Source organism: Aeromonas sp. AE23HZ002T15 (assembly GCF_054165525.2).
The window spans coordinates 2,783,539-2,801,387 of record NZ_CM201342.1; the positions used below are offsets into that span (position 1 = coordinate 2,783,539).

Sequence of the window (17,849 nt, forward strand, 5' to 3'; positions counted from 1 at the left end):
TCAACCCTTCTTGGGGATACAGCCGCTGATGCCGGCTCCTTGCAGCTTGCGGTTGGCGCCATCGGCGGCGGCCTTGCCGTTGAAGGGGCCGACCATCACCTTGTAGACGGTGCCACCGCCACCATTCACCACCTGCAGGCTGGAGGAGAGCCCGGCGGTGAAGGCGATGCGCGCCTTGAGCGACTCGGCAGAATCCTGCGAGCGCAGGGCGGCACACTGCATCATGTAGCGACCGCCGTCGGCGGCTGCCGCGGTCTGGGAGGCGGCCTTGGCCTTGGCGGCCTGCTCCCGCTCCATCTCGGCGCGCAGCTCGCGCTCCATGCGGTCACGCTCGGCCTTGCGATCGATCACCTGCTCCTGGGCGCTGGCCACGGGGGCGCCGGTGGCGGGCTTGGTCGGCTGCACAGGTTGCGGCTGATAAGGCTTGACCTGACCTATGGGGGTGCCCGGCTGCGGGATGGCTGTCTCCACCGGCTTGGGCAGCTTCTCGGGCTGCAGGGTCAGGGTCTCCGCTGGAGGCGGGGGCAGCACACCCGGCTGGGGCGGCGGCTCGATGACATCCACCTGCTTGTTCTCCAGCCGTTCTATGTAGCTCCACTTCTCCTGGGGCAGGCCATTGCCCTGGGCCTTCGGTTTGTTCGCCTTCACCTGCTCCTCGATGGTGGGGGCGTCCGCTCCCTTGCCGTTGATCAGGTAGAGGAAGGCGCCAAAGCCGACCACCAGGGCCCCGGCCAGCAGTGCCGGGATAACAGGAAAGCGGCGAGGCGCCGCTTTCTTGGTGTTACGACCACCGGCCCGACGTCTCGGGCTGTTGCCGACGTAATCCCGGGTTGCCATCTATTACATGCGCTCCAGGGTGTGGATGCCCAGCACGCCGAGGCCGAGTTTCAGGACCTTGGCGGTGGCGGCGCACAGCAGCAGACGGCTGTTGCGGGTGGCTTCGTCGACGCCATCCTTGTTGATCGGGCAGGCTTCGTAGAAGGTCATGAAGTTACCGGACAGCTCGTACAGATAGGTACAGAGCAAGTGCGGCATGCCCTTGTCCGCGACGCCGTTGACCGCGTCAGAGAACTGGATCAGCTTCTGGGCCAGGGTCTCTTCCGCTTCCTCGTTCAGCACTATCTTGCCGGTCAGGCTGCCTTCATCGACGCCGGCCTTGCGGAAGATGGACTGGATACGGGTGTAGGCGTACTGCAGATAGGGTGCGGTGTTGCCCTCGAAGGAGAGCATCAGATCCCAGTCGAAGATGTAGTCGGTGGTGCGGTTCTTGGAGAGATCCGCATACTTGACCGCGCCCATGGCGATGGCATGGACCACCTTGGCCTTCTCTTCGGCGGAGAGATCGCTGTTGCGGCTCTCCAGCAGGGCCTTGGCACGATCCTCGGCCTCGTTCAGCAGCTCGACCAGCTTGACGGTGCCGCCGGAGCGGGTCTTGTAGGGACGGCCATCCTTGCCCAGCATCATGCCGAAGGCGTGGTGCTCGAGGGGCACGGATGCCGGCACATAGCCTGCCTTGCGGGTAATGGTCCAGGCCTGCATCAGGTGCTGATGCTGACGGGAGTCGATGAAGTACATCACCCGATCCGCCTTGAGGGTCTCGTAACGGTACTTGGCACAGGCGATGTCGGTGGTGGTGTAGAGGAAACCGCCATCGCTCTTCTGGATGATGACCCCCATGGGCTCCCCATCCTTGTTCTTGTACTCGTCCAGGTAGACGACGGTGGCGCCTTCGCTCTCGACCGCCAAGCCACGGGCCTTCAGGTCGGCAACTATCTCCGGCAGCATGTCGTTGTACATGGACTCGCCCATGATGTCCTTGCTGGTCAGGGAGACATTCAGGCGGTCGTAGTTGCGCTGGTTCTGCTCCATGGTCATGTCGACCAGCTTCTTCCACATGGTGCGGCAGTACTCATCGCCGCCCTGCAGCTTGACCACGTAGTTGCGGGCACGCTCGGCGAAGGCTTCGTCTTCGTCATACAGGCGCTTGGCCTGGGTGTAGAAGGCTTCCAGATCCTTGAGCTGCATGTCGCTGGCGTGCTCGTTCTCCATCTTCTCCAGATAGGCGATCAGCATGCCGAACTGGGTGCCCCAGTCGCCGATGTGGTTGGCGCGCACCACCTTGTGGCCGAGGAACTCCAGGGCGCGGGCCGCCACGTCACCGAGGACTGTGCTGCGGATGTGGTGCACCGCCATCTCTTTCGCCACGTTGGGGGCGGAGTAGTCCACCACCACGGTTTGCGGCGCGGGCAGTTTCACGTTGGCGTTGTCGCTCTGCACCATGGTCTCGACCTGACCGGCCAGCCAGTTGGTGTCGAAGAAGAAGTTGATGAAACCTGGGCCGGCGATCTCCACCTTGGCGACGAGGTCGGAGGCAGGCAGATGCTCGATGATGGCGGCAGCCAGCTCGCGGGGGTTCTTGCGGGCCGGTTTGGCCAGCAGCATGGCCAGGTTGGTGGCCAGGTCACCGTGAGCTTTTTCCTTGCATCGGTCCACTTGCACCCGGGCTTCCAGGTCGGCGGGCAGGACGCCTGCGGACTTGAGATTGGCTACCGTTTGTTCAAGTAGATGATGAATATGCTCTTTCATAACTGACCACCGAGGTTGCGCGTCGAAAAATGACTGACTGGATAAGGGCGTGAATTTTACCCGCATCGGGCCGAGAAAACTACAGGAATGGCCCGCCCCTCTTGGGGTGGCGGATATTTCACTGCTTTTTACACCATATTCCAGAATATTGCGTGGAATAACTGGTGCTTATCCATTTCTACTGCATATCGAAGCGCGTTGTCCAGGCTATTTTCCCCTGTTTGTTAAAGGGTCTTTCGAGCGCCGCGACTTTGAATGATCTCCCCGCGCCCTGTGGTCGTATCATTAGGTGACATCGACCGAGGATGATTTCGATGAAACTGGCGCTGTTCCCCCTCTCCGCTCACCTGCTGCCCGGCGGCATGATGCCGCTGCGCATCTTCGAGCCCCGCTATCAGCGCATGGTCGCCGAGGCCCAGTGCCGGGAGTTCGCGCTCTGCATGCTGGATCCCCGCCAGCCCGAGGCGCTGCGCAACATGTACCCCATCGCCACCCGGGTGCGGATCGTGGACTTCGATCTGCTGCCGGAGGGCCTGCTCGGCATCACCGTGCTCGGGGTGAGCCGGGTGCGGATCACCGATCTCTGGCAGGAGCCCGATGGCCTGCGGGTGGGGGAGGTGGAGCCCCTGCCTCCCTGGCAGACCAGTCGGCTCAACGCCGATCAGCACTCCCTGGCCAAGGCGCTGCAGGACGTGTTCAACGACTACCCCGAGTACGCCGCCCTCTATACCCAGCCGGACTGGGACGATGCCAGCTGGGTGGTGCAGCGCTGGCTCGAGGTGCTGCCGATCCCGGTGGAACACAAGCAGTGGCTGGTGGCGGCGGAGAACAACCAGCCGGCGCTCTCCCTGCTGAGCGGTCTGCTGGTGGCGAGCCACTGAATACGGGGCCTGGGTGATCCTTTTCGGATGGCCGCCGTATCTCTCTGCATCTGGGGAGGGTGACCATCGAGGTAGGGCGAGATGACATATACTAGCCAACCATCAAATGTTCCATTCAGGACCGAGTCCCCCATGGATAATCCCGATGGTGATCTGACCGCCCAGTTGCTGCGGGTGGCGGAGCGGGCCGACAAGGTCGCCTTCGCCAGCCTGTTCCACCACTTCGCGCCGCGCATCCGGGGCTATGGCCTGCGCCACCTCGGCAGCGAGGCCAATGCACTCGAACTGGTGCAGGAGACCATGTTGCTGGTGTGGCAGAAGGCGCGCCTCTATCGTCCCGACAAGGGGGCTCCCACCACCTGGATTTACACCGTCATGCGCAACCAGTGCTTCGACATGCTGCGTCGCCGTCGTGCCAGCAAGGAGGATCTCTGCGCCGAGGAGCTGTGGCCCCTGCTGGAATTCAAGGCGCAGGAGGAGCAGCTGAGCGATGGGGAGGGGGTCGTGCTGACGAGCCAGATGGCCCATCACCTTGCCACCCTGCCACCGACACAGCAGCAGGTGGTGCGCGGCATCTATCTGCAGGAGCTCTCCCAGCAGGAGCTGGCGGCGCTGCTTGGCGTCCCGCTCGGGACCATCAAATCGCGGCTGCGGCTGGCACTGCAGAAGCTCAAGGAACAAGTGGAGCAAGACCATGATTAAAGCCCATCCCACCCAGGCCCTGTTGCGTGCCTTCGCGGCCGACGAACTGCCGCTGCCGCTGACGGTCGGGGTCGCCGCCCACTGCGAGCTCTGCGCCGAGTGTGGCGCCGGTCTGAGCGCCTGGGAGGCGGAACTGGCGGCCAGCCATCTGGGGGTACCAGCGGCTGCGGAGGCTCCCGAACTGGATGCCATGCTGGCGGCCATCTTGCAGCAGCCGGTCTCCCATCAGGAGGCCCAGATCCAGCCGGCCACCGAGCTGAGGGTCGGGGAGCGCGGCTACCCCTTGCCCAGAGCCCTCGCCCGCTATCATCAGGCCAACTGGCGTCGCCTCGGTGGCATCCGCCACTGCCGGCTGCCGCTGACGGAGCAGGGGGTACGGGCCGGCTTGCTGCACGTGGAGGCGGGGGGGCAGATCCCGGATCACACCCACCAGGGCTACGAGCTGACCCTACTGCTGGCGGGCAACTTGCAAGAGGGGGAGGTGCGTTATCAGACGGGGGACTTCATCTGGCGGGACGCCAGCCACCACCACAGCCCCCACACCCCGGACGGCTGCCTCTGCTACACGGTGCAGGATGCCCCCATCCGCTTCACCAAGGGGTTGCCACGGCTGCTCAACCGCATCAGCCATCGACTCTACTGAATCATAGGGCCAATAAAAAAGGGACCGGCGTGGTCCCTTTTTCGTGTTGTGGGTCTATCAGGCGACGAACACCAGATAGACGGCGAAGGCCACCACGAAGCGGTAGATGGCGAACGGGATGAAGTCGAGGCGGCGGATCAGCGCGAGGAAGGTCTTGATGGCGATCATGGCCACCACGAAGGCGGTGACGAAGCCTACCGCGAACATGGGGAAGTCCGCCCAGGAGAGGAAGTCGCGGCTCTTGTAGAGATCCAGGCCGCTCGCGGCCACCATCATGGGCACCGCCAGGATGAAGGAGAACTCGGCCGCCGCCTGACGGCTGATCCCCATCAGCATGCCGCCGCTGATGGTGGCGCCGGAGCGGGAGAAGCCGGGCCAGAGCGCCAGGCACTGGAACAGGCCTATGCCGAGCGCCTGCTTGTAGCTGATGTCATCCAGGGTCTCGGAGCGCACGGCGGGGCGGCACTTCTCGGCGATGATGAGCAGGATGCCGCCGGCCACCAGGGCATACATGACGGTTTCCGGTCCGAACAGATGGGCCTTGATCCAGCTGTGGATGGCCAGGCCGATGATCACGGCGGGCATCATGCCGAGGAGGATGTGCACCAGGGAGAGGGTGGCATGGCCAGGCGCCGGTTTCTGACCAAAATGGATGCCGATCAGCCCGAACAGGCGGCGCCAGAACACGGCAACCACCGCCAGGATGGAGCCCATCTGGATCACGACCTCGAAGGTGGCGGCCTTGGGGCCCTCGAATCCGAGCAGGTGGCCGACGATGATCATGTGGCCGGTGGACGATACGGGTAAAAATTCGGTCAGGCCTTCCACTATGCCCAGCACAAAGGCGACAAACAGGGCGTAGGAATCGGTCATGGGTCAGTCTCTTGGTTGATGGTGCCGGATAAAATCAGCCCCGAGCGGAGTCGGGGCAGCCAATGATGGCGGAAAAGCACGCGGGCAACCAGAGAATATTTTGGCGTCATTCGCCTGTGCGGCCGGGTACCTTTCGCTGCCATTCATGGCCCCATGATGGCATGGGGATAGTTAAGGAAGAATTAACCTCGCGAACATCCTGCTCAACTCATAACGGACAGGATCTTTTGCTGCAGCTCATCCTCCAGGGGAGGCAGGCTCAGGGCGTCCACCGCGCTGACAATCTGTTGCGCACTGCTGGCACCGATCAGGGCGCAGCTCACCACGGGGTCGCGCAGCACCCACTGCAGGGCGAGTTGTGACAGGGCTTGTCCCCGCTGACGCGCCAGGGCGTGCAGGGCGCGGATCTTCGCAAGCTTCTCCTCGGTGATCTGGTCCGGTTGCAGGAAGGGGCTGGCGCCGGCGGCGCGAGAATCGCTCGGGATCCCGGCCAGATAGCGATCGCTCAGCAGGCCGCCCGCCAGGGGTGAGAAGGCGACCACCCCCATCCCCTGCTCACGGCAGACCGGTAGCGTCTGCGCCTCGATCTCCCGCTGGAACAATGAGTATTTGAGCTGATTCACCAGGCAGGGGGTGCCGAGCTCGGCCAGTCGGGCCGCCGCCTTGGCTGCCAGCTCGGCCGGGTAGTTGGAGAGGCCTATGTAGAGCGCCTTGCCCTGGCGCACCATGAGTGCCAGGGCCTGGCAGGTCTCCTCCAGCGGGGTGCGGGGATCCGGCCTGTGGTGATAGAAGATGTCCACATAGTCGAGGCCGAGCCGACGCAGGCTCTGGTGCAGGCTGGCAAACAGGTACTTGGCGCTGCCGCCATCGCCGTAGGGGCCGTCCCACATCACATAACCCGCCTTGCTGGCGATGATCAGCTCGTCCCTATAGGGGGCAAGGCTGCCCTTGAGCAGGGCGCCGAAGGTGGTCTCGGCGCTGCCCGGCGGGGGACCATAGTTGTTGGCGAGATCGAAGTGGGTGATCCCCAGATCGAAGGCCTGGTGCACCATGGCCTTCACCCTGGCGGGATCGCTCCCTCCGCCGAAGTTGTGCCAGAGACCGAGGCCTATGCCGGGCAGGTGCAGGCCGTGGCGGCCAGCGGGCCGGTAGGGCTGACGCTGGTAGCGATCGGCGGCGGCCTGGTAGTGAGCTTCCATGTCCATCAAGACTCCTGTGATGATTCGGCATCGGCCTGGTCGGGGCCGCTCCCCGCGAGGAGAGCCGGCCCGGGCACAGGTGTCAGCGGGTGGGGATAAAGCGGTAACGGGTCTGGTGATGATAGCGCTGGCCCGGCAGCAGCCAGGGATCCCCCAGCTCGGGGCGATTCGGGCTGTCCGGTAACTGCTGGGCCTCCAGACAGAAGCCGGCGTGATCCCGATGGCTCCTGCCGGTGCGATCCGGCGTGTTGGCGAGCCAGTTGCCGCTGTAGAACTGCAAGGAGGGCTGATTGGTATAGACCTCCATCGCCAGTTGCCGATCGGTGGAGTGCACGCGGGCCGCCCAGGCCTGCCCGAACTTGCTCAACCGATCGGCCCCGTGCAGCAGATAGGCGTGGTCATAGCCCTTGGCCTGCATCTGCTGGGAGTGGCTCAGCCAGGCCTGGCCGATGAGGCGCTCGGCGCGCAGATCGAAGGGCCCCTCCACCGGGCTGATGGCGAGGGGCAGGCCGCTGGCATCCGTGGGCAGGAAGTGATCCGCCCGCAGGGTGATGGCGTGTTGGCGCACATCTCCCTCGGGGCCATCACCGTCCAGGTTGAAGTAGGCGTGGCTGGTGAGGCTGACCGGGGTGGGGGCGTCGCTGGTGGCTTCAAAGTCGATCACCAGATCCTGCCTCTCCAGCCGGTACTCCAGGGTCACCCGCAGCTGGCCGGGGAAGCCCTGATCCCCCGCCGGGGAGAGCAGGCTCAGCCGGACGCTGTCTGCGCCCTGCTCGACCAGCTGCCAGCGGCGGCGGTGAAAGCCGTCCCGACCGCCGTGCAGGCAGTGGGGGGGCTGGTTGGCATCCAGGGGCCAGCGCTGGCCGTCTCGCACCAGCTCGGCGCCGCCGATGCGGTTGGCGAAGCGTCCCGCCACGGCTCCGAGCCACACCTGTTGGAGCGGATAGTCCTGGTCGGCGCAGCCGAGCAACACTTCCCGCCGCTCCCCACCCACGGGCAGGCTGAGGGAGGTCAGGGTCGCGCCGAAGTCGAGGCCGCGCAGGCGCAGTCCCGCCTCGTTCTCCAGCACGAAGGGGGTCATGGCCCCCTCCTGTCCTGTGCGGGTCATAGCCGTCCCGCCCCTGCGGTGGCGCGGCAGACATAGCAGTCGGCCTTGAGGCCGAAGCGGGCCGGGTATTCGGCCTCGACCCTGGCGATCACCGCCTCCACCTGCTCCGGGCGCAGCAGGGCGACCACGCAGCCGCCGAAGCCGCCGCCGGTCATGCGCACGCCACCCTGAGTGCCGATCTGCCCCTTGATGATCTCCACCAGACCGTCGATGGCCGGCACCGTTATCTCGAAGTCGCCACGCATGGCGGCGTGGGACTCGGCCATCAGCTCGCCGAGGCGCACCAGATCGCCGCTCGCCAGGGCATCGGCGGCGGCCAGGGTGCGGGCATTCTCGCCGACCACGTGGCGGGCGCGGCGATAGCTGGTCTCATCGAGCCCAACCTTGCCCGCCTCCAGCGTTGTCAGATCCAGATCCCGCAGGGCCTTGACCCCGTAGTGACGGGCGGCGTGCTCGCATTGCTGGCGACGGGTGTTGTATTCGCTGTCCACCAGGCCACGGCGCACGTTGGAGTTGACGATGAGCACCGCCAGATCCGTCGGCATGGGGATGAGACGGGTCTCCAGGGAGCGGCAATCCAGCAGCAGGGCGTGATCCACCTCGCCGCTGGCGGAGATCATCTGATCCATGATGCCGCAGTTGCAGCCGACGAACTGGTTCTCCGCCTGCTGGCCGTTGAGGGCGATCTCGGCCTGACTGATGTCCAGCCCCAGCGCCTCCTTGAAGGCCTGGCCTATGGCCACCTCCAGTGACGCCGAGGAGGAGAGGCCTGTGCCCTGGGGCACGTTGCCGGAGACCACCAGGTTGAGGCCGCGCAGGGCATGGCCGCGCTCCTGCAGGTACTTCACCACGCCGCGGATGTAGTCGCTCCAGCGCTGATCCGGGTGGTGGCCGATGGGTTGGGCGAGATCGAACAGATCCCGCTGATTGCCGTAGTCGGCGGCGATCACATGCACCAGGTTGTCGCCGCGGAGGCCGATGGCGACGCAGGTCTCGTAGTCGATGGCGCAGGGCAGCACGAAACCGTCGTTGTAGTCGGTGTGCTCGCCGATGAGGTTGACGCGGCCGGGGGCGCGCACCAGCAGGTCGGGCTGCTGCTCAAACTGCTCGGCATAGACGGCGCTGACGCGTTGGCTGGGGGTCATGGGGTCACCTCATTGGCTTGATTGGTCTGGTTGTAGTGAATGGGGGAGAGTGCCCGCAGCCGCTCTGCCGCCTGTTCCGGGGTGAGATCGCGCTGGGTCTCCGCCAGCATCTCGAAGCCCACCATGAATTTGCGCACTGTCGCAGAGCGCAGCAGGGGCGGGTAGAAGTGGGCGTGCAGCTGCCAGGCCTCCGGACAATCCGAGTTCGGCGGTGCGAAATGCCAGCCCATGGAGTAGGGGAAGCTGCACTCGAACAGGTTGTCGTAGCGGCTGGTGAGCTCCTTGAGTGCCACAGCAAGATCCTGTTGCTGGGCCGGGTCGAGATCCAGCATGGAGGGCACATGGGCCTTGGGCAGCAGCAGGGTCTCGAACGGCCAGGCGGCCCAGAACGGCACCACCGCCAGCCAGTGCTCGGTCTCCACCACGATGCGGCTGCGATCCGCCAGCTCCCGCTGTACATAGTCCAGCAGCAGCGGGCTGCCATGCTCGGCCAGCCAGGCACGCTGATTCTCTTCTTCGCGGGCGATTTCGTTGGGCAGGAAGTCGCTGCCCCACAGCTGGCCGTGGGGATGCGGGTTGGAGCAGCCCATGACGGCGCCCTTGTTTTCGAAGACTTGCACCCATTCCCACTGCTGTGACAGCTCGGCAACCTGGCTCATCCAGGTGTGGATCACCGCCTCGATGGCGGGCAATGGCAGCTCGGGCAGGGTCTTGCCGTGATCCGGCGAGAAGCAGATGACCCGGCTGGTGCCCCGGGCGGCCTCCAGCTTGAGCAGGGGATCCTGCTCGCCAGCGGCGGCCGGGGTGTCCTGCATCAGGGCGGCGAAGTCGTTGGTGAAGACGAAGGTGTCCCGATAGTCGGGGTTTTGATCACCGGTGACGCGCTTGTTGCCCGCGCAGAGGAAGCAGTCGGGGTCATGGGCCTGGCTCGGCGCCTGGCTTATCTTCTCGACCTGCCCCTGCCAGGGGCGCTTGGCCCTGTGGGGGGAGACCAGCACATATTGGCCGGTCAGCGGGTTGAAACGACGGTGGGGGTGATCAACCGGGTTGAACATCATCACTCCTCAAAGCTGTATGAAAGGGTTGCGGAGGAGGGGATTGACGCCCCTCATCCCCGGCCCTTCTCCCGCGAGGGGAGAAGGGCGAAAAAACGGACATCACGCCTCGTAACCGTTCGGGTTGGCGGACTGCCAGCGCCAGCTGTCGGCACACATGGCCGCGAGATCCCGGCTGGCACGCCAGCCCAGCTCGCGCTCGGCCTTGGCCGGATCGGCCCAGCACTCGGCGATGTCCCCCGGGCGCCTCGGCTCGATGCGATAGGGCAGGGGGCGGCCGCTGGCCAGCTCGAAGGCCGCGACCATCTGCAGCACGCTCTGGCCCTGGCCCGTCCCCAGATTGTAGGTGTGAACGCCGCCCCGGTTTGCGCAGTGGTGCAGTGCCTTGACGTGCCCCTCGGCGAGATCCATCACATGGATGTAGTCGCGCACCCCGGTGCCGTCCGGTGTGTTGTAATCGTTTCCAAATATGGAGAGGTAGTCACGGCGGCCGATGGCGACCTGGGTCAGGAAGGGCATCAGATTGTTCGGTGTGCCTTGCGGATCCTCCCCCATGGTGCCGGATTCATGGGCGCCGACCGGGTTGAAGTAGCGCAGCAGCGTCATGCTCCAGTGGGGCTCGGCCGCCTGCAGATCCTCGAGTATCTCCTCGATGATCAGCTTGGATCGCCCGTAGGGATTGGTGGCGCTGCGGGGGAACTCCTCCCGGATGGGAGTCGTTGCCGGATCGCCGTAGACGGTGGCGGAGGAGCTGAACACCAGGTTGTGGACGCCGGCCTTCTTCATGGCTTCCAACAGCACCAGGGTGCCGCTGAGGTTGTTCTGGTAGTAGGCGAGGGGAATGCGGGTGGACTCACCGACCGCCTTGAGGGCGGCGAAGTGGATGACGGCGGCTATCTCCTGCTCGTCGAAGATGCGCGTCAGCAGCGCCTCGTCACGGATGTCTCCCTCGTAAAACAGGGGCTCCCGGCCACTGATGGCGGCTATCCTGGCCAAGACGGCTCGCTTGCTGTTGCACAGGTTGTCTACCACCACGGGCTCCATGCCGGCGGCCTGCAAGGCGAGACAGGTGTGGCTGCCGATATAGCCGCAACCGCCGGTGACCAGTACCTTCATCCTCTTCTCCACGTTTGTTCTCCCTGCTTGAACTGTCTGAGCAGGAGTCTAGCCGAGGGGTTCACTCCCAAACTGTGAGCGGGGTAACACTTTGTGTAAACGATTACACTTCTTGGGAGGAGCAAAACAGGGGTCATCTTGGTTTTTCCCCTGTTATCAGTGGGATTGCTCGGTATAATGACCTCGTCTTGCACAGTGAAATAAGTGAAAACAGCATGAGCACCATCAAGGATGTCGCCCGTTTGGCCAATGTTTCGGTGGCAACGGTTTCACGGGTGATGAACAACTCACCCAAGGCCAGCGCCGCCTCTCGCGAGGTCGTCCAGAAAGCCATGGCCGAGCTGGGCTATACCCCCAATGCCAACGCGCGGGCGCTGGTCAGCCAGACCTGTGACACCATGGGCGTGGTGGTGGGCGACGTGGCCGATCCCTTCTTCGGCGCCCTGGTCAAGGGAGTCGCCGGGGTGGCGGTGGAGCAGGGGTTGCACCTCTTGATGGGTAATGGTTTTCACAAGGCGGAGTCGGAGCGGGCCGCCATCGAGCTGCTGATCGGCAAACGCTGCGATGCGCTGGTGGTGCACAGCAAGGCGCTGAGCGATGAGGAGCTGATCGACTATGCCCATCGTTCCCCCGGCATGGTGCTGATCAACCGCGACATTCCGGCGCTGAAGGGACGCTGCATCTCCCTCAACAACCGGCAGGGGGCTGCGACGGCCACCCGTCATCTGCTGGATCTGGGCCACCGCCATATCGCCTTCGTCAGCTCGGATCACGCGATCGAGGATGCGATCTTGCGCCATCAGGGCTATCAGGATGCCCTGCTGGAGGCCGGCATCCCGGTGGATCCCGAACTGGTGGAGAGCGGTGTGCCCAATGAAGAGGGGGGGGAGCGTGCCATGCTCAACCTGCTGGCCAAGGGGCTGCCCATCACCGCCGTGGTGGCCTATAACGACGCCATGGCGGCGGGGGCCATCTCTGTGCTGGCGGACAACGGCCTCAAGGTGCCGGAAGAGGTCTCGGTGGTGGGCTTCGATGACATCATCTATGCCAGGTATCTGAGACCCAAGCTCTCCACCATGCGCTACCCCATCGAGTTGATGGCGGCCCAGGCCGCCAAGCTGGCGCTGCAACTGGCGGCCGGCGAGAGCGAGGTAGTGGCAAGCCGTGTCTACACCCCGACCCTGATCAATCGTCATTCGGTAGCGCCGGTCAGGCTCTGAGCCCACCTCGATGGTGGCGGCGTGCCGGATAACCCTATGCCGCGTCTACACGCCAAGCCGCTGATCCATCGTCGTTCGGTGGCGCCGGTCAGGCTCTGAGTCAGCCTCGATGGCGGCGGCGTGATGGATAGCCCTATGCCGCGTCTACAGCCGCTGATCCATCGTCATTCGGTGGCGCTGGTCAGGCTCTGAGTGAGCTTCGATGGCCGCGGTGGATGGATGGCTCTATGTCGCGCCTGTAGGCCAAACCGCCGATCAATCGCCATTCGGTGGCGCCGGTCAGGCTCTGAGTGAGCCTCGATGGCCGCGGCGTAATGGATGGCTCTATGCCGTGTCTACACGCCAAGCCGCTGATCCATCGTCATTCGGTGGCGCCGGTCAGACTCTGAATTAGCCTCGATGGCGACGGCGTGATGGATGGCTCTATGTCGCGCCTGTACGCCAAACCGCTGATCCATCGTCATTCGGTAGCGACGGTCAGGCTCTGAGTCAGCCTCGATGACTGGGGCGTGATGGATAGCCCTATGTCGCGCCTGTACGCCAAGCCGCCGATCAATCCCTACTCCAAGCCTTCCGGTCAAGTGCCAGCCGCGATCACCATATGCGCCATGGCTGCATATCAAGCCTGAGCCGGACCGTCGCCTTGGCGGCACCAATGTATCTCCTGAATCTCCTGATGCCTGTGTCGATGGCGGTTGGCACGGCACAGTCCCGCATGCCTAGTCTGGCAACCGCCATTCGCTCCCCTGCCTCCCGGTTGAACGCTCAGCCTCTTCGCTGCGTCAGGCGCTTCTTCCCCCTTTCCCCCTTTCTCCGTTTCCTTGTTTTTCCCTCGTTCCCGGCGCCCCCATGACGAGGATCGGATTTTTACTCATCTTTAATCATTTTTACTCCGTTTTACTTAACATTTGCAGTGTAATCGTTTACACCTGTGTGAGCGGGATCGCCGTTTCCCGCATCAAACTCTCCTACACTGCAGACGTTTTCATCGACGCGACTCAATACAGGGAGAGATAAGGATGCTCAGGGAGATCTTGGCCCGTCAGGATTGGCAGACCCAGGCGATCACCGCCGTCAACCGCTTGCCCGCTCACACTCCCCTGTCCAGCTGGCGCAGCGAGGCGGATGCCCGCGCCGGGACTCCGTCCCCCTCGCGCCTACTGCTGGATGGTGACTGGCAGTTCTCCTTCTTCGAGGCGCCGGAGCAGGTGCCGGGCGAGTGGCTCGAGCAGGATCTGGCGGATGCCGTCGCGGTTCGGGTACCCGGCAATTGGCAGTTGCAGGGCTTCGATCGCCCCATCTACACCAATATCAAGTACCCCTTCCCCTGCGATCCCCCCAGGGTGCCGGCCGAGAATCCCACCGGCTGCTATTCCCGGGAATTTGAACTGCCCGCCCACTGGCTGGCCAGCGGCCAGACCCGCATCATCTTCGACGGGGTGGACAGCGCCTTCCATCTGTTCTGCAACGGCCGCTGGGTCGGCTACTCCCAGGACAGCCGACTGCCGGCCGAATTCGATCTGACCCCCTTCCTGCAGGCCGGCCCCAACCGGCTGGCGGCCCTGGTGCTGCGCTGGTCCGATGGCTCCTACCTCGAAGATCAGGACATGTGGCGCCTCTCCGGCATCTTCCGCTCCGTCAGCCTGTTGCACAAACCGGAGCGCCAGCTGATGGACGTGCGGCTGACCCCGGTGCTGGATGCCTGCTACCGGGATGCCCGCCTCAAGCTGGATGTGCAGGTGAATACCGGCGCCGGGCTGGCGGTGCAGGCGCACCTCTACTTTGGCGATGCCAGGGTCGTCAGCAAGCGCCAACCCCTCGGCACGGCGCCCATCGACGAGAAGGGGGCCTTTGAGGACAGGAGCGAGCTCTGGCTGGAGGTCGCCGCCCCCCACAAGTGGAGTGCCGAGACCCCCTATCTCTACCGGCTGACGCTGACCTTGCTGGACGAGCAGGGTGAGTGCATCGAGAGCGAGGCCTATGACGTGGGCTTCCGGGCGGTAGAGATCCGTGGCGGTCTGCTGCGGGTCAACGGCCAGCCCCTGCTCATTCGCGGCGCCAACCGCCACGAGCACGATCCCGCCCTCGGCCACGTGGTGACCCGGGCCGCCATGGAGCAGGATCTGCGGTTGATGAAGCAGAACAACTTCAACGCGGTGCGCTGCTCCCACTACCCCAATCACCCGGAGTTCTATCGCCTGTGCGATCGGCTCGGCCTCTACGTGGTGGACGAGGCGAACCTGGAGACCCATGGCATGACCCCCATGGGCAGGCTGGCGCGGGATCCCGCCTGGAGCGGCGCCTTCCTAGAGCGGGTGACCCGCATGGTGGTGCGGGACTTCAACCATCCCAGCATCATCATCTGGTCCCTCGGCAACGAGTCCGGTTACGGCCCGGCCCACGACGCCATGTACCAGTGGATCAAGGGGAGCGACCCCAGCCGCCCCGTCCAGTACGAGGGGGGCGGTGCCGACACCCCGGCCACCGACATCATCTGCCCCATGTATGCCCGCACCCATCAGGATCAACCCTTCCCGGCGGTACCCAAGTGGGCGCTGGCCAAGTGGATCGGCCTGCCCGGCGAGACCCGGCCGCTGATCCTGTGTGAATACGCCCACGCCATGGGCAACAGCCTGGGGGGCTATGCCGAGTATTGGCGGGCGTTTCGCACCCACCCTCGCCTGCAAGGCGGCTTCGTCTGGGATTGGGTGGATCAGGGGCTCGACAAACGGACCGACGACGGCCGCCACTTCTGGGCCTATGGCGGCGACTTCGGTGACAGCCCCAACGACCGCCAGTTCTGCTGCAACGGCCTGCTGTTCCCGGACCGGACGCCCCATCCCGCCCTGGCCGAAGCGAAGCGGGCTCAGCAGCCGTTCGAGATGAGGCTGGTGAGCCAGCGGCCGCTGGTGGTGGAGGTATTGAGCGACTATCTGTTCCGCATCACGGACAACGAGCGGCTGCGCTGGCAGCTGCGGGAGGACGGTCGGGTGCTGCAGGAGGGTGAATGCCCACTCTGCCTGGCCCCCCTGACCGGCGTGACGCTGACCCTGCTCGAGCAGCCGCCGGCCTTCACCCCGGGAGCCCTGGTCTCCCTGGATCTGGCCATAGTGCAGCCGGATGCCACGGCCTGGGCCGAGGCGGGCCACGAGGCGGCCCGTCAGCAGTTCATTCTGCCATCCCCCCTGGCATTGCCAGCGGCATTCCACAGCACGGCCTTGCTGGAGCAGCCGGATCACTGGCTGGCCACCGCCACAGGCAGTGAGTGGCAACTGGACAAGGTCAGCGGTCGCATCCGCCACTGGCGCAAACAGGGCCGCGAGCAACTGAAGGGCGCCATCGCCGATCACTTCTACCGGGCACCGCTCGACAACGACATCGGCACCAGCGAGGCGGATCACGCGGATCCCAACGCCTGGATTGCCCGCTGGCAGGAGGCGGGCCTGAACACGCTGCAGCACCGCTGCCTCGGCATGACGGCGAGCCCGGAGCAGGGGGTGATAGTGGTGACCCATGGCTACTTCGCCGGCGACGACCTCAAGCTGCTGACCCGCTGGCGGCACGGTTTCGGTGCCGATGGTGCCATGCACCTCACCATCGAGGTGGAGGTGGCCCCGGGCATGCCTTCCCTGCCTCGCATCGGCGCCCGGCTCTGGCTGGTGGATGAGGTGATGGCCAAGACGGATGAGGTGAGCTGGCTGGGGCGCGGCCCCCACGAGAACTACCCGGACAGGTTGCTCGCCGCCGACCAGGGCCGCTGGCAGCTGCCGCTAGACGGCTTGCACACCCCCTATGTGTTCCCGACCGACAACGGGCTGCGCTGCGACACCCGTCAGCTGCGGCTGGGGGAGCTCGACATCCGGGGCCGCTTCCACTTCAGCCTCAGCCGCTACAGCCAGCAACAGCTCGCGGCAGCCCGTCATCAGACCGACCTGGTGGCCGAGGGGGGACTGCATCTGTGCCTCGACGGCTTCCACATGGGGGTGGGCGGGGATGACTCCTGGAGCCAGAGCGTGCGGCCGGAATATTGGTTGCAACCGGGGAGCTACTATTGGAACTGTGTTCTACGCTGAGTCTGATCCCCTGGTAACGGCACAGGAATCCAATAGAGTCTTCATGCTTTGTATTTCATTGATTCTTATGGGTTTCATGTCTATGTAACAGAGTGTAAACGTTTTCATTTTGTTGTCAGGATCACAGAACGTCGGACAACAAATTGATTACATTAGGCTGGCGCCAGCTCAGATGGTGTACAGCATTCCCTACAAAAACAGATACAGAGATCGGAGCATAACAATGAAAAAACTCACGACAGTCGCCACCCTGCTGATGGGACTGATGGCGGGAGCCCAAGCCCAGGCCGACACCCGCATCGGGGTCACCGTCTACAAGTATGACGACAACTTCATGGCAGTAGTGCGCAAGGCCATCGAGAAGGAAGCGGCGGCGAATCCGGGTGTCGAGCTGCTGATGAACGACTCCCAGAACGACCAGTCCAAGCAGAATGACCAGATCGACGTGCTGCTGGCCAAGGGCGTGAAGGCGCTGGCCATCAACCTGGTCGACCCGGCGGCGGCCTCTGTCGTGATCGAGAAGGCCCGTGCCGACGAGATCCCCGTGGTGTTTTACAACAAGGAACCGAGCGCGGCGGACATGGCCAGCTATGACAAGGCCTACTACGTGGGCACCGACTCCAAGGAGTCAGGCATCATCCAGGGCCAGCTGATCGCCAAGCACTGGAAGGCACACCCGGAGTGGGATCTGAACAAGGATGGCGTCATCCAGTTCGTGCTGCTCAAGGGCGAGCCGGGTCACCCGGATGCGGAAGCCCGTACCACCTATGTCGTCAAGACCCTGAACGATGGCGGCATCAAGACCCAGCAGCTGCACATGGATACCGGTATGTGGGATACCGCCATGGCGAAAGACAAGATGGACGCCTGGATCTCCGGCCCGAACGCCAACAAGATCGAAGTGGTCATCGCCAACAACGACGGCATGGCGATGGGGGCTGTTGAATCCCTGAAAGCCCAGGGCAAGAGCGCCATCCCGGTGTTCGGCGTCGACGCCCTGCCGGAAGCCCTGGCCATGGTCAAGAGCGGTGCCATGGCGGGTACCGTGCTGAACGATGCGGCCAACCAGGCCAAGGCGACCTTCGATCTGTCCAAGAACCTGGCCGAAGGCAAGCCGGCCGGTGAAGGCACCAACTGGAAGATCGACAACAAGATCGTGCGTGTTCCTTACGTGGGCGTGGATAAAGACAACCTGTCCCAGTTCGAGTAATTCCCTCCTCCCGGGCAAGGGTGACCCCCTTGCCCTCT

15 protein-coding genes are annotated in these 17,849 nt (G+C 64.3%); 7 read left to right on the plus strand and 8 right to left on the minus strand.

Annotation, left to right across the window (positions count from 1 at the left end; genetic code table 11):
• Entirely contained in the window at window positions 1-837 is an 837-nt protein-coding gene (locus ACT5M9_RS12965) for an SPOR domain-containing protein (RefSeq protein WP_438551469.1), read from the minus strand.
• A gap of 3 nt (window positions 838-840) precedes the next feature.
• Window positions 841-2,586, minus strand: a complete 1,746-nt coding sequence (gene argS, locus ACT5M9_RS12970; protein WP_457982540.1) for an arginine--tRNA ligase — start codon at window positions 2,584-2,586, stop codon at window positions 841-843.
• Window positions 2,587-2,635: 49 nt separating this feature from the next.
• On the opposite strand from argS, the gene ACT5M9_RS12975 reads away from it, so the two are divergent.
• The 4 genes from ACT5M9_RS12975 to ACT5M9_RS12990 all read left to right on the plus strand — a co-directional run bounded on the left by ACT5M9_RS12975 (window position 2,636) and on the right by ACT5M9_RS12990 (window position 4,812).
• On the plus strand, window positions 2,636-2,845 hold the full coding sequence (locus ACT5M9_RS12975; protein ID WP_457982538.1) for a hypothetical protein: 210 nt from the start codon (window positions 2,636-2,638) through the stop codon (window positions 2,843-2,845).
• A gap of 55 nt (window positions 2,846-2,900) precedes the next feature.
• Entirely contained in the window at window positions 2,901-3,467 is a 567-nt protein-coding gene (locus ACT5M9_RS12980) for an LON peptidase substrate-binding domain-containing protein (RefSeq protein ID WP_457982536.1), read from the plus strand.
• Window positions 3,468-3,599: 132 nt separating this feature from the next.
• Complete coding sequence (locus tag ACT5M9_RS12985) at window positions 3,600-4,169, plus strand: sigma-70 family RNA polymerase sigma factor (protein ID WP_457982534.1); 570 nt, start codon at window positions 3,600-3,602, stop codon at window positions 4,167-4,169.
• On the plus strand, window positions 4,162-4,812 hold the full coding sequence (locus tag ACT5M9_RS12990) for a ChrR family anti-sigma-E factor (protein WP_457982533.1): 651 nt from the start codon (window positions 4,162-4,164) through the stop codon (window positions 4,810-4,812). Before ACT5M9_RS12985 ends, ACT5M9_RS12990 begins: the two co-directional genes overlap by 8 nt.
• Before the next feature lie 57 nt (window positions 4,813-4,869).
• Here the strand turns inward: ACT5M9_RS12990 and bacA are convergent, their stop codons facing one another.
• The 6 genes from bacA to galE form a co-directional block, all read right to left on the minus strand.
• Window positions 4,870-5,685 carry an undecaprenyl-diphosphate phosphatase gene (gene bacA / locus ACT5M9_RS12995; RefSeq protein ID WP_457982532.1) on the minus strand — a complete coding sequence of 272 codons (816 nt, stop codon included), beginning with the start codon at window positions 5,683-5,685 and terminating at the stop codon, window positions 4,870-4,872.
• Window positions 5,686-5,888: 203 nt separating this feature from the next.
• A complete protein-coding gene (locus tag ACT5M9_RS13000; RefSeq protein ID WP_457982653.1) occupies window positions 5,889-6,884 on the minus strand; it encodes an aldo/keto reductase in 996 nt (331 codons plus the stop codon).
• A gap of 82 nt (window positions 6,885-6,966) precedes the next feature.
• A complete protein-coding gene (gene galM, locus ACT5M9_RS13005) occupies window positions 6,967-7,965 on the minus strand; it encodes a galactose-1-epimerase (protein WP_457982651.1) in 999 nt (332 codons plus the stop codon).
• Between the two features lie 23 nt (window positions 7,966-7,988).
• Window positions 7,989-9,137: a galactokinase gene (gene galK / locus ACT5M9_RS13010; RefSeq protein WP_457982530.1), complete on the minus strand. Its 1,149-nt coding sequence runs from the start codon at window positions 9,135-9,137 to the stop codon at window positions 7,989-7,991.
• Complete coding sequence (locus ACT5M9_RS13015; RefSeq protein ID WP_457982529.1) at window positions 9,134-10,192, minus strand: UDP-glucose--hexose-1-phosphate uridylyltransferase; 1,059 nt, start codon at window positions 10,190-10,192, stop codon at window positions 9,134-9,136. Before ACT5M9_RS13015 ends, galK begins: the two co-directional genes overlap by 4 nt.
• Before the next feature lie 102 nt (window positions 10,193-10,294).
• A complete protein-coding gene (galE, locus tag ACT5M9_RS13020; protein ID WP_457982528.1) occupies window positions 10,295-11,308 on the minus strand; it encodes a UDP-glucose 4-epimerase GalE in 1,014 nt (337 codons plus the stop codon).
• A 215-nt stretch (window positions 11,309-11,523) separates the two neighbouring features.
• On the opposite strand from galE, the gene ACT5M9_RS13025 reads away from it, so the two are divergent.
• From ACT5M9_RS13025 to mglB, 3 genes are all read left to right on the plus strand, one after another.
• Entirely contained in the window at window positions 11,524-12,528 is a 1,005-nt protein-coding gene (locus ACT5M9_RS13025) for a substrate-binding domain-containing protein (protein ID WP_457982527.1), read from the plus strand.
• Window positions 12,529-13,547: 1,019 nt separating this feature from the next.
• Window positions 13,548-16,601, plus strand: a complete 3,054-nt coding sequence (locus tag ACT5M9_RS13030) for a beta-galactosidase (protein ID WP_457982526.1) — start codon at window positions 13,548-13,550, stop codon at window positions 16,599-16,601.
• 223 nt (window positions 16,602-16,824) lie between these two features.
• The gene (gene mglB / locus ACT5M9_RS13035; RefSeq protein ID WP_438551481.1) at window positions 16,825-17,811 is read left to right on the plus strand and encodes a galactose/glucose ABC transporter substrate-binding protein MglB; all 987 of its coding nucleotides are present in this window, start codon (window positions 16,825-16,827) and stop codon (window positions 17,809-17,811) included.
• Window positions 17,812-17,849: the final 38 nt, after the last annotated feature.

What these genes read in the sequence shown, in the direction of transcription:
- ACT5M9_RS12980 (WP_457982536.1), top strand. Translation starts at nt 2,901, where the DNA reads ATGAAACTGGCGCTGTTCCCCCTCTCCGCTCACCTGCTGCCCGGCGGC.
- bacA (WP_457982532.1), bottom strand. Translation starts at nt 5,685, where the DNA reads ATGACCGATTCCTACGCCCTGTTTGTCGCCTTTGTGCTGGGCATAGTG.
- ACT5M9_RS13030 (WP_457982526.1), top strand. Translation starts at nt 13,548, where the DNA reads ATGCTCAGGGAGATCTTGGCCCGTCAGGATTGGCAGACCCAGGCGATC.
- ACT5M9_RS13000 (WP_457982653.1), bottom strand. Translation starts at nt 6,884, where the DNA reads ATGGAAGCTCACTACCAGGCCGCCGCCGATCGCTACCAGCGTCAGCCC.
- mglB (WP_438551481.1), top strand. Translation starts at nt 16,825, where the DNA reads ATGAAAAAACTCACGACAGTCGCCACCCTGCTGATGGGACTGATGGCG.
- ACT5M9_RS12990 (WP_457982533.1), top strand. Translation starts at nt 4,162, where the DNA reads ATGATTAAAGCCCATCCCACCCAGGCCCTGTTGCGTGCCTTCGCGGCC.
- galM (WP_457982651.1), bottom strand. Translation starts at nt 7,965, where the DNA reads ATGACCCCCTTCGTGCTGGAGAACGAGGCGGGACTGCGCCTGCGCGGC.
- argS (WP_457982540.1), bottom strand. Translation starts at nt 2,586, where the DNA reads ATGAAAGAGCATATTCATCATCTACTTGAACAAACGGTAGCCAATCTC.
- ACT5M9_RS12965 (WP_438551469.1), bottom strand. Translation starts at nt 837, where the DNA reads ATGGCAACCCGGGATTACGTCGGCAACAGCCCGAGACGTCGGGCCGGT.
- ACT5M9_RS12985 (WP_457982534.1), top strand. Translation starts at nt 3,600, where the DNA reads ATGGATAATCCCGATGGTGATCTGACCGCCCAGTTGCTGCGGGTGGCG.
- ACT5M9_RS13025 (WP_457982527.1), top strand. Translation starts at nt 11,524, where the DNA reads ATGAGCACCATCAAGGATGTCGCCCGTTTGGCCAATGTTTCGGTGGCA.
- galK (WP_457982530.1), bottom strand. Translation starts at nt 9,137, where the DNA reads ATGACCCCCAGCCAACGCGTCAGCGCCGTCTATGCCGAGCAGTTTGAG.
- galE (WP_457982528.1), bottom strand. Translation starts at nt 11,308, where the DNA reads ATGAAGGTACTGGTCACCGGCGGTTGCGGCTATATCGGCAGCCACACC.
- ACT5M9_RS13015 (WP_457982529.1), bottom strand. Translation starts at nt 10,192, where the DNA reads ATGTTCAACCCGGTTGATCACCCCCACCGTCGTTTCAACCCGCTGACC.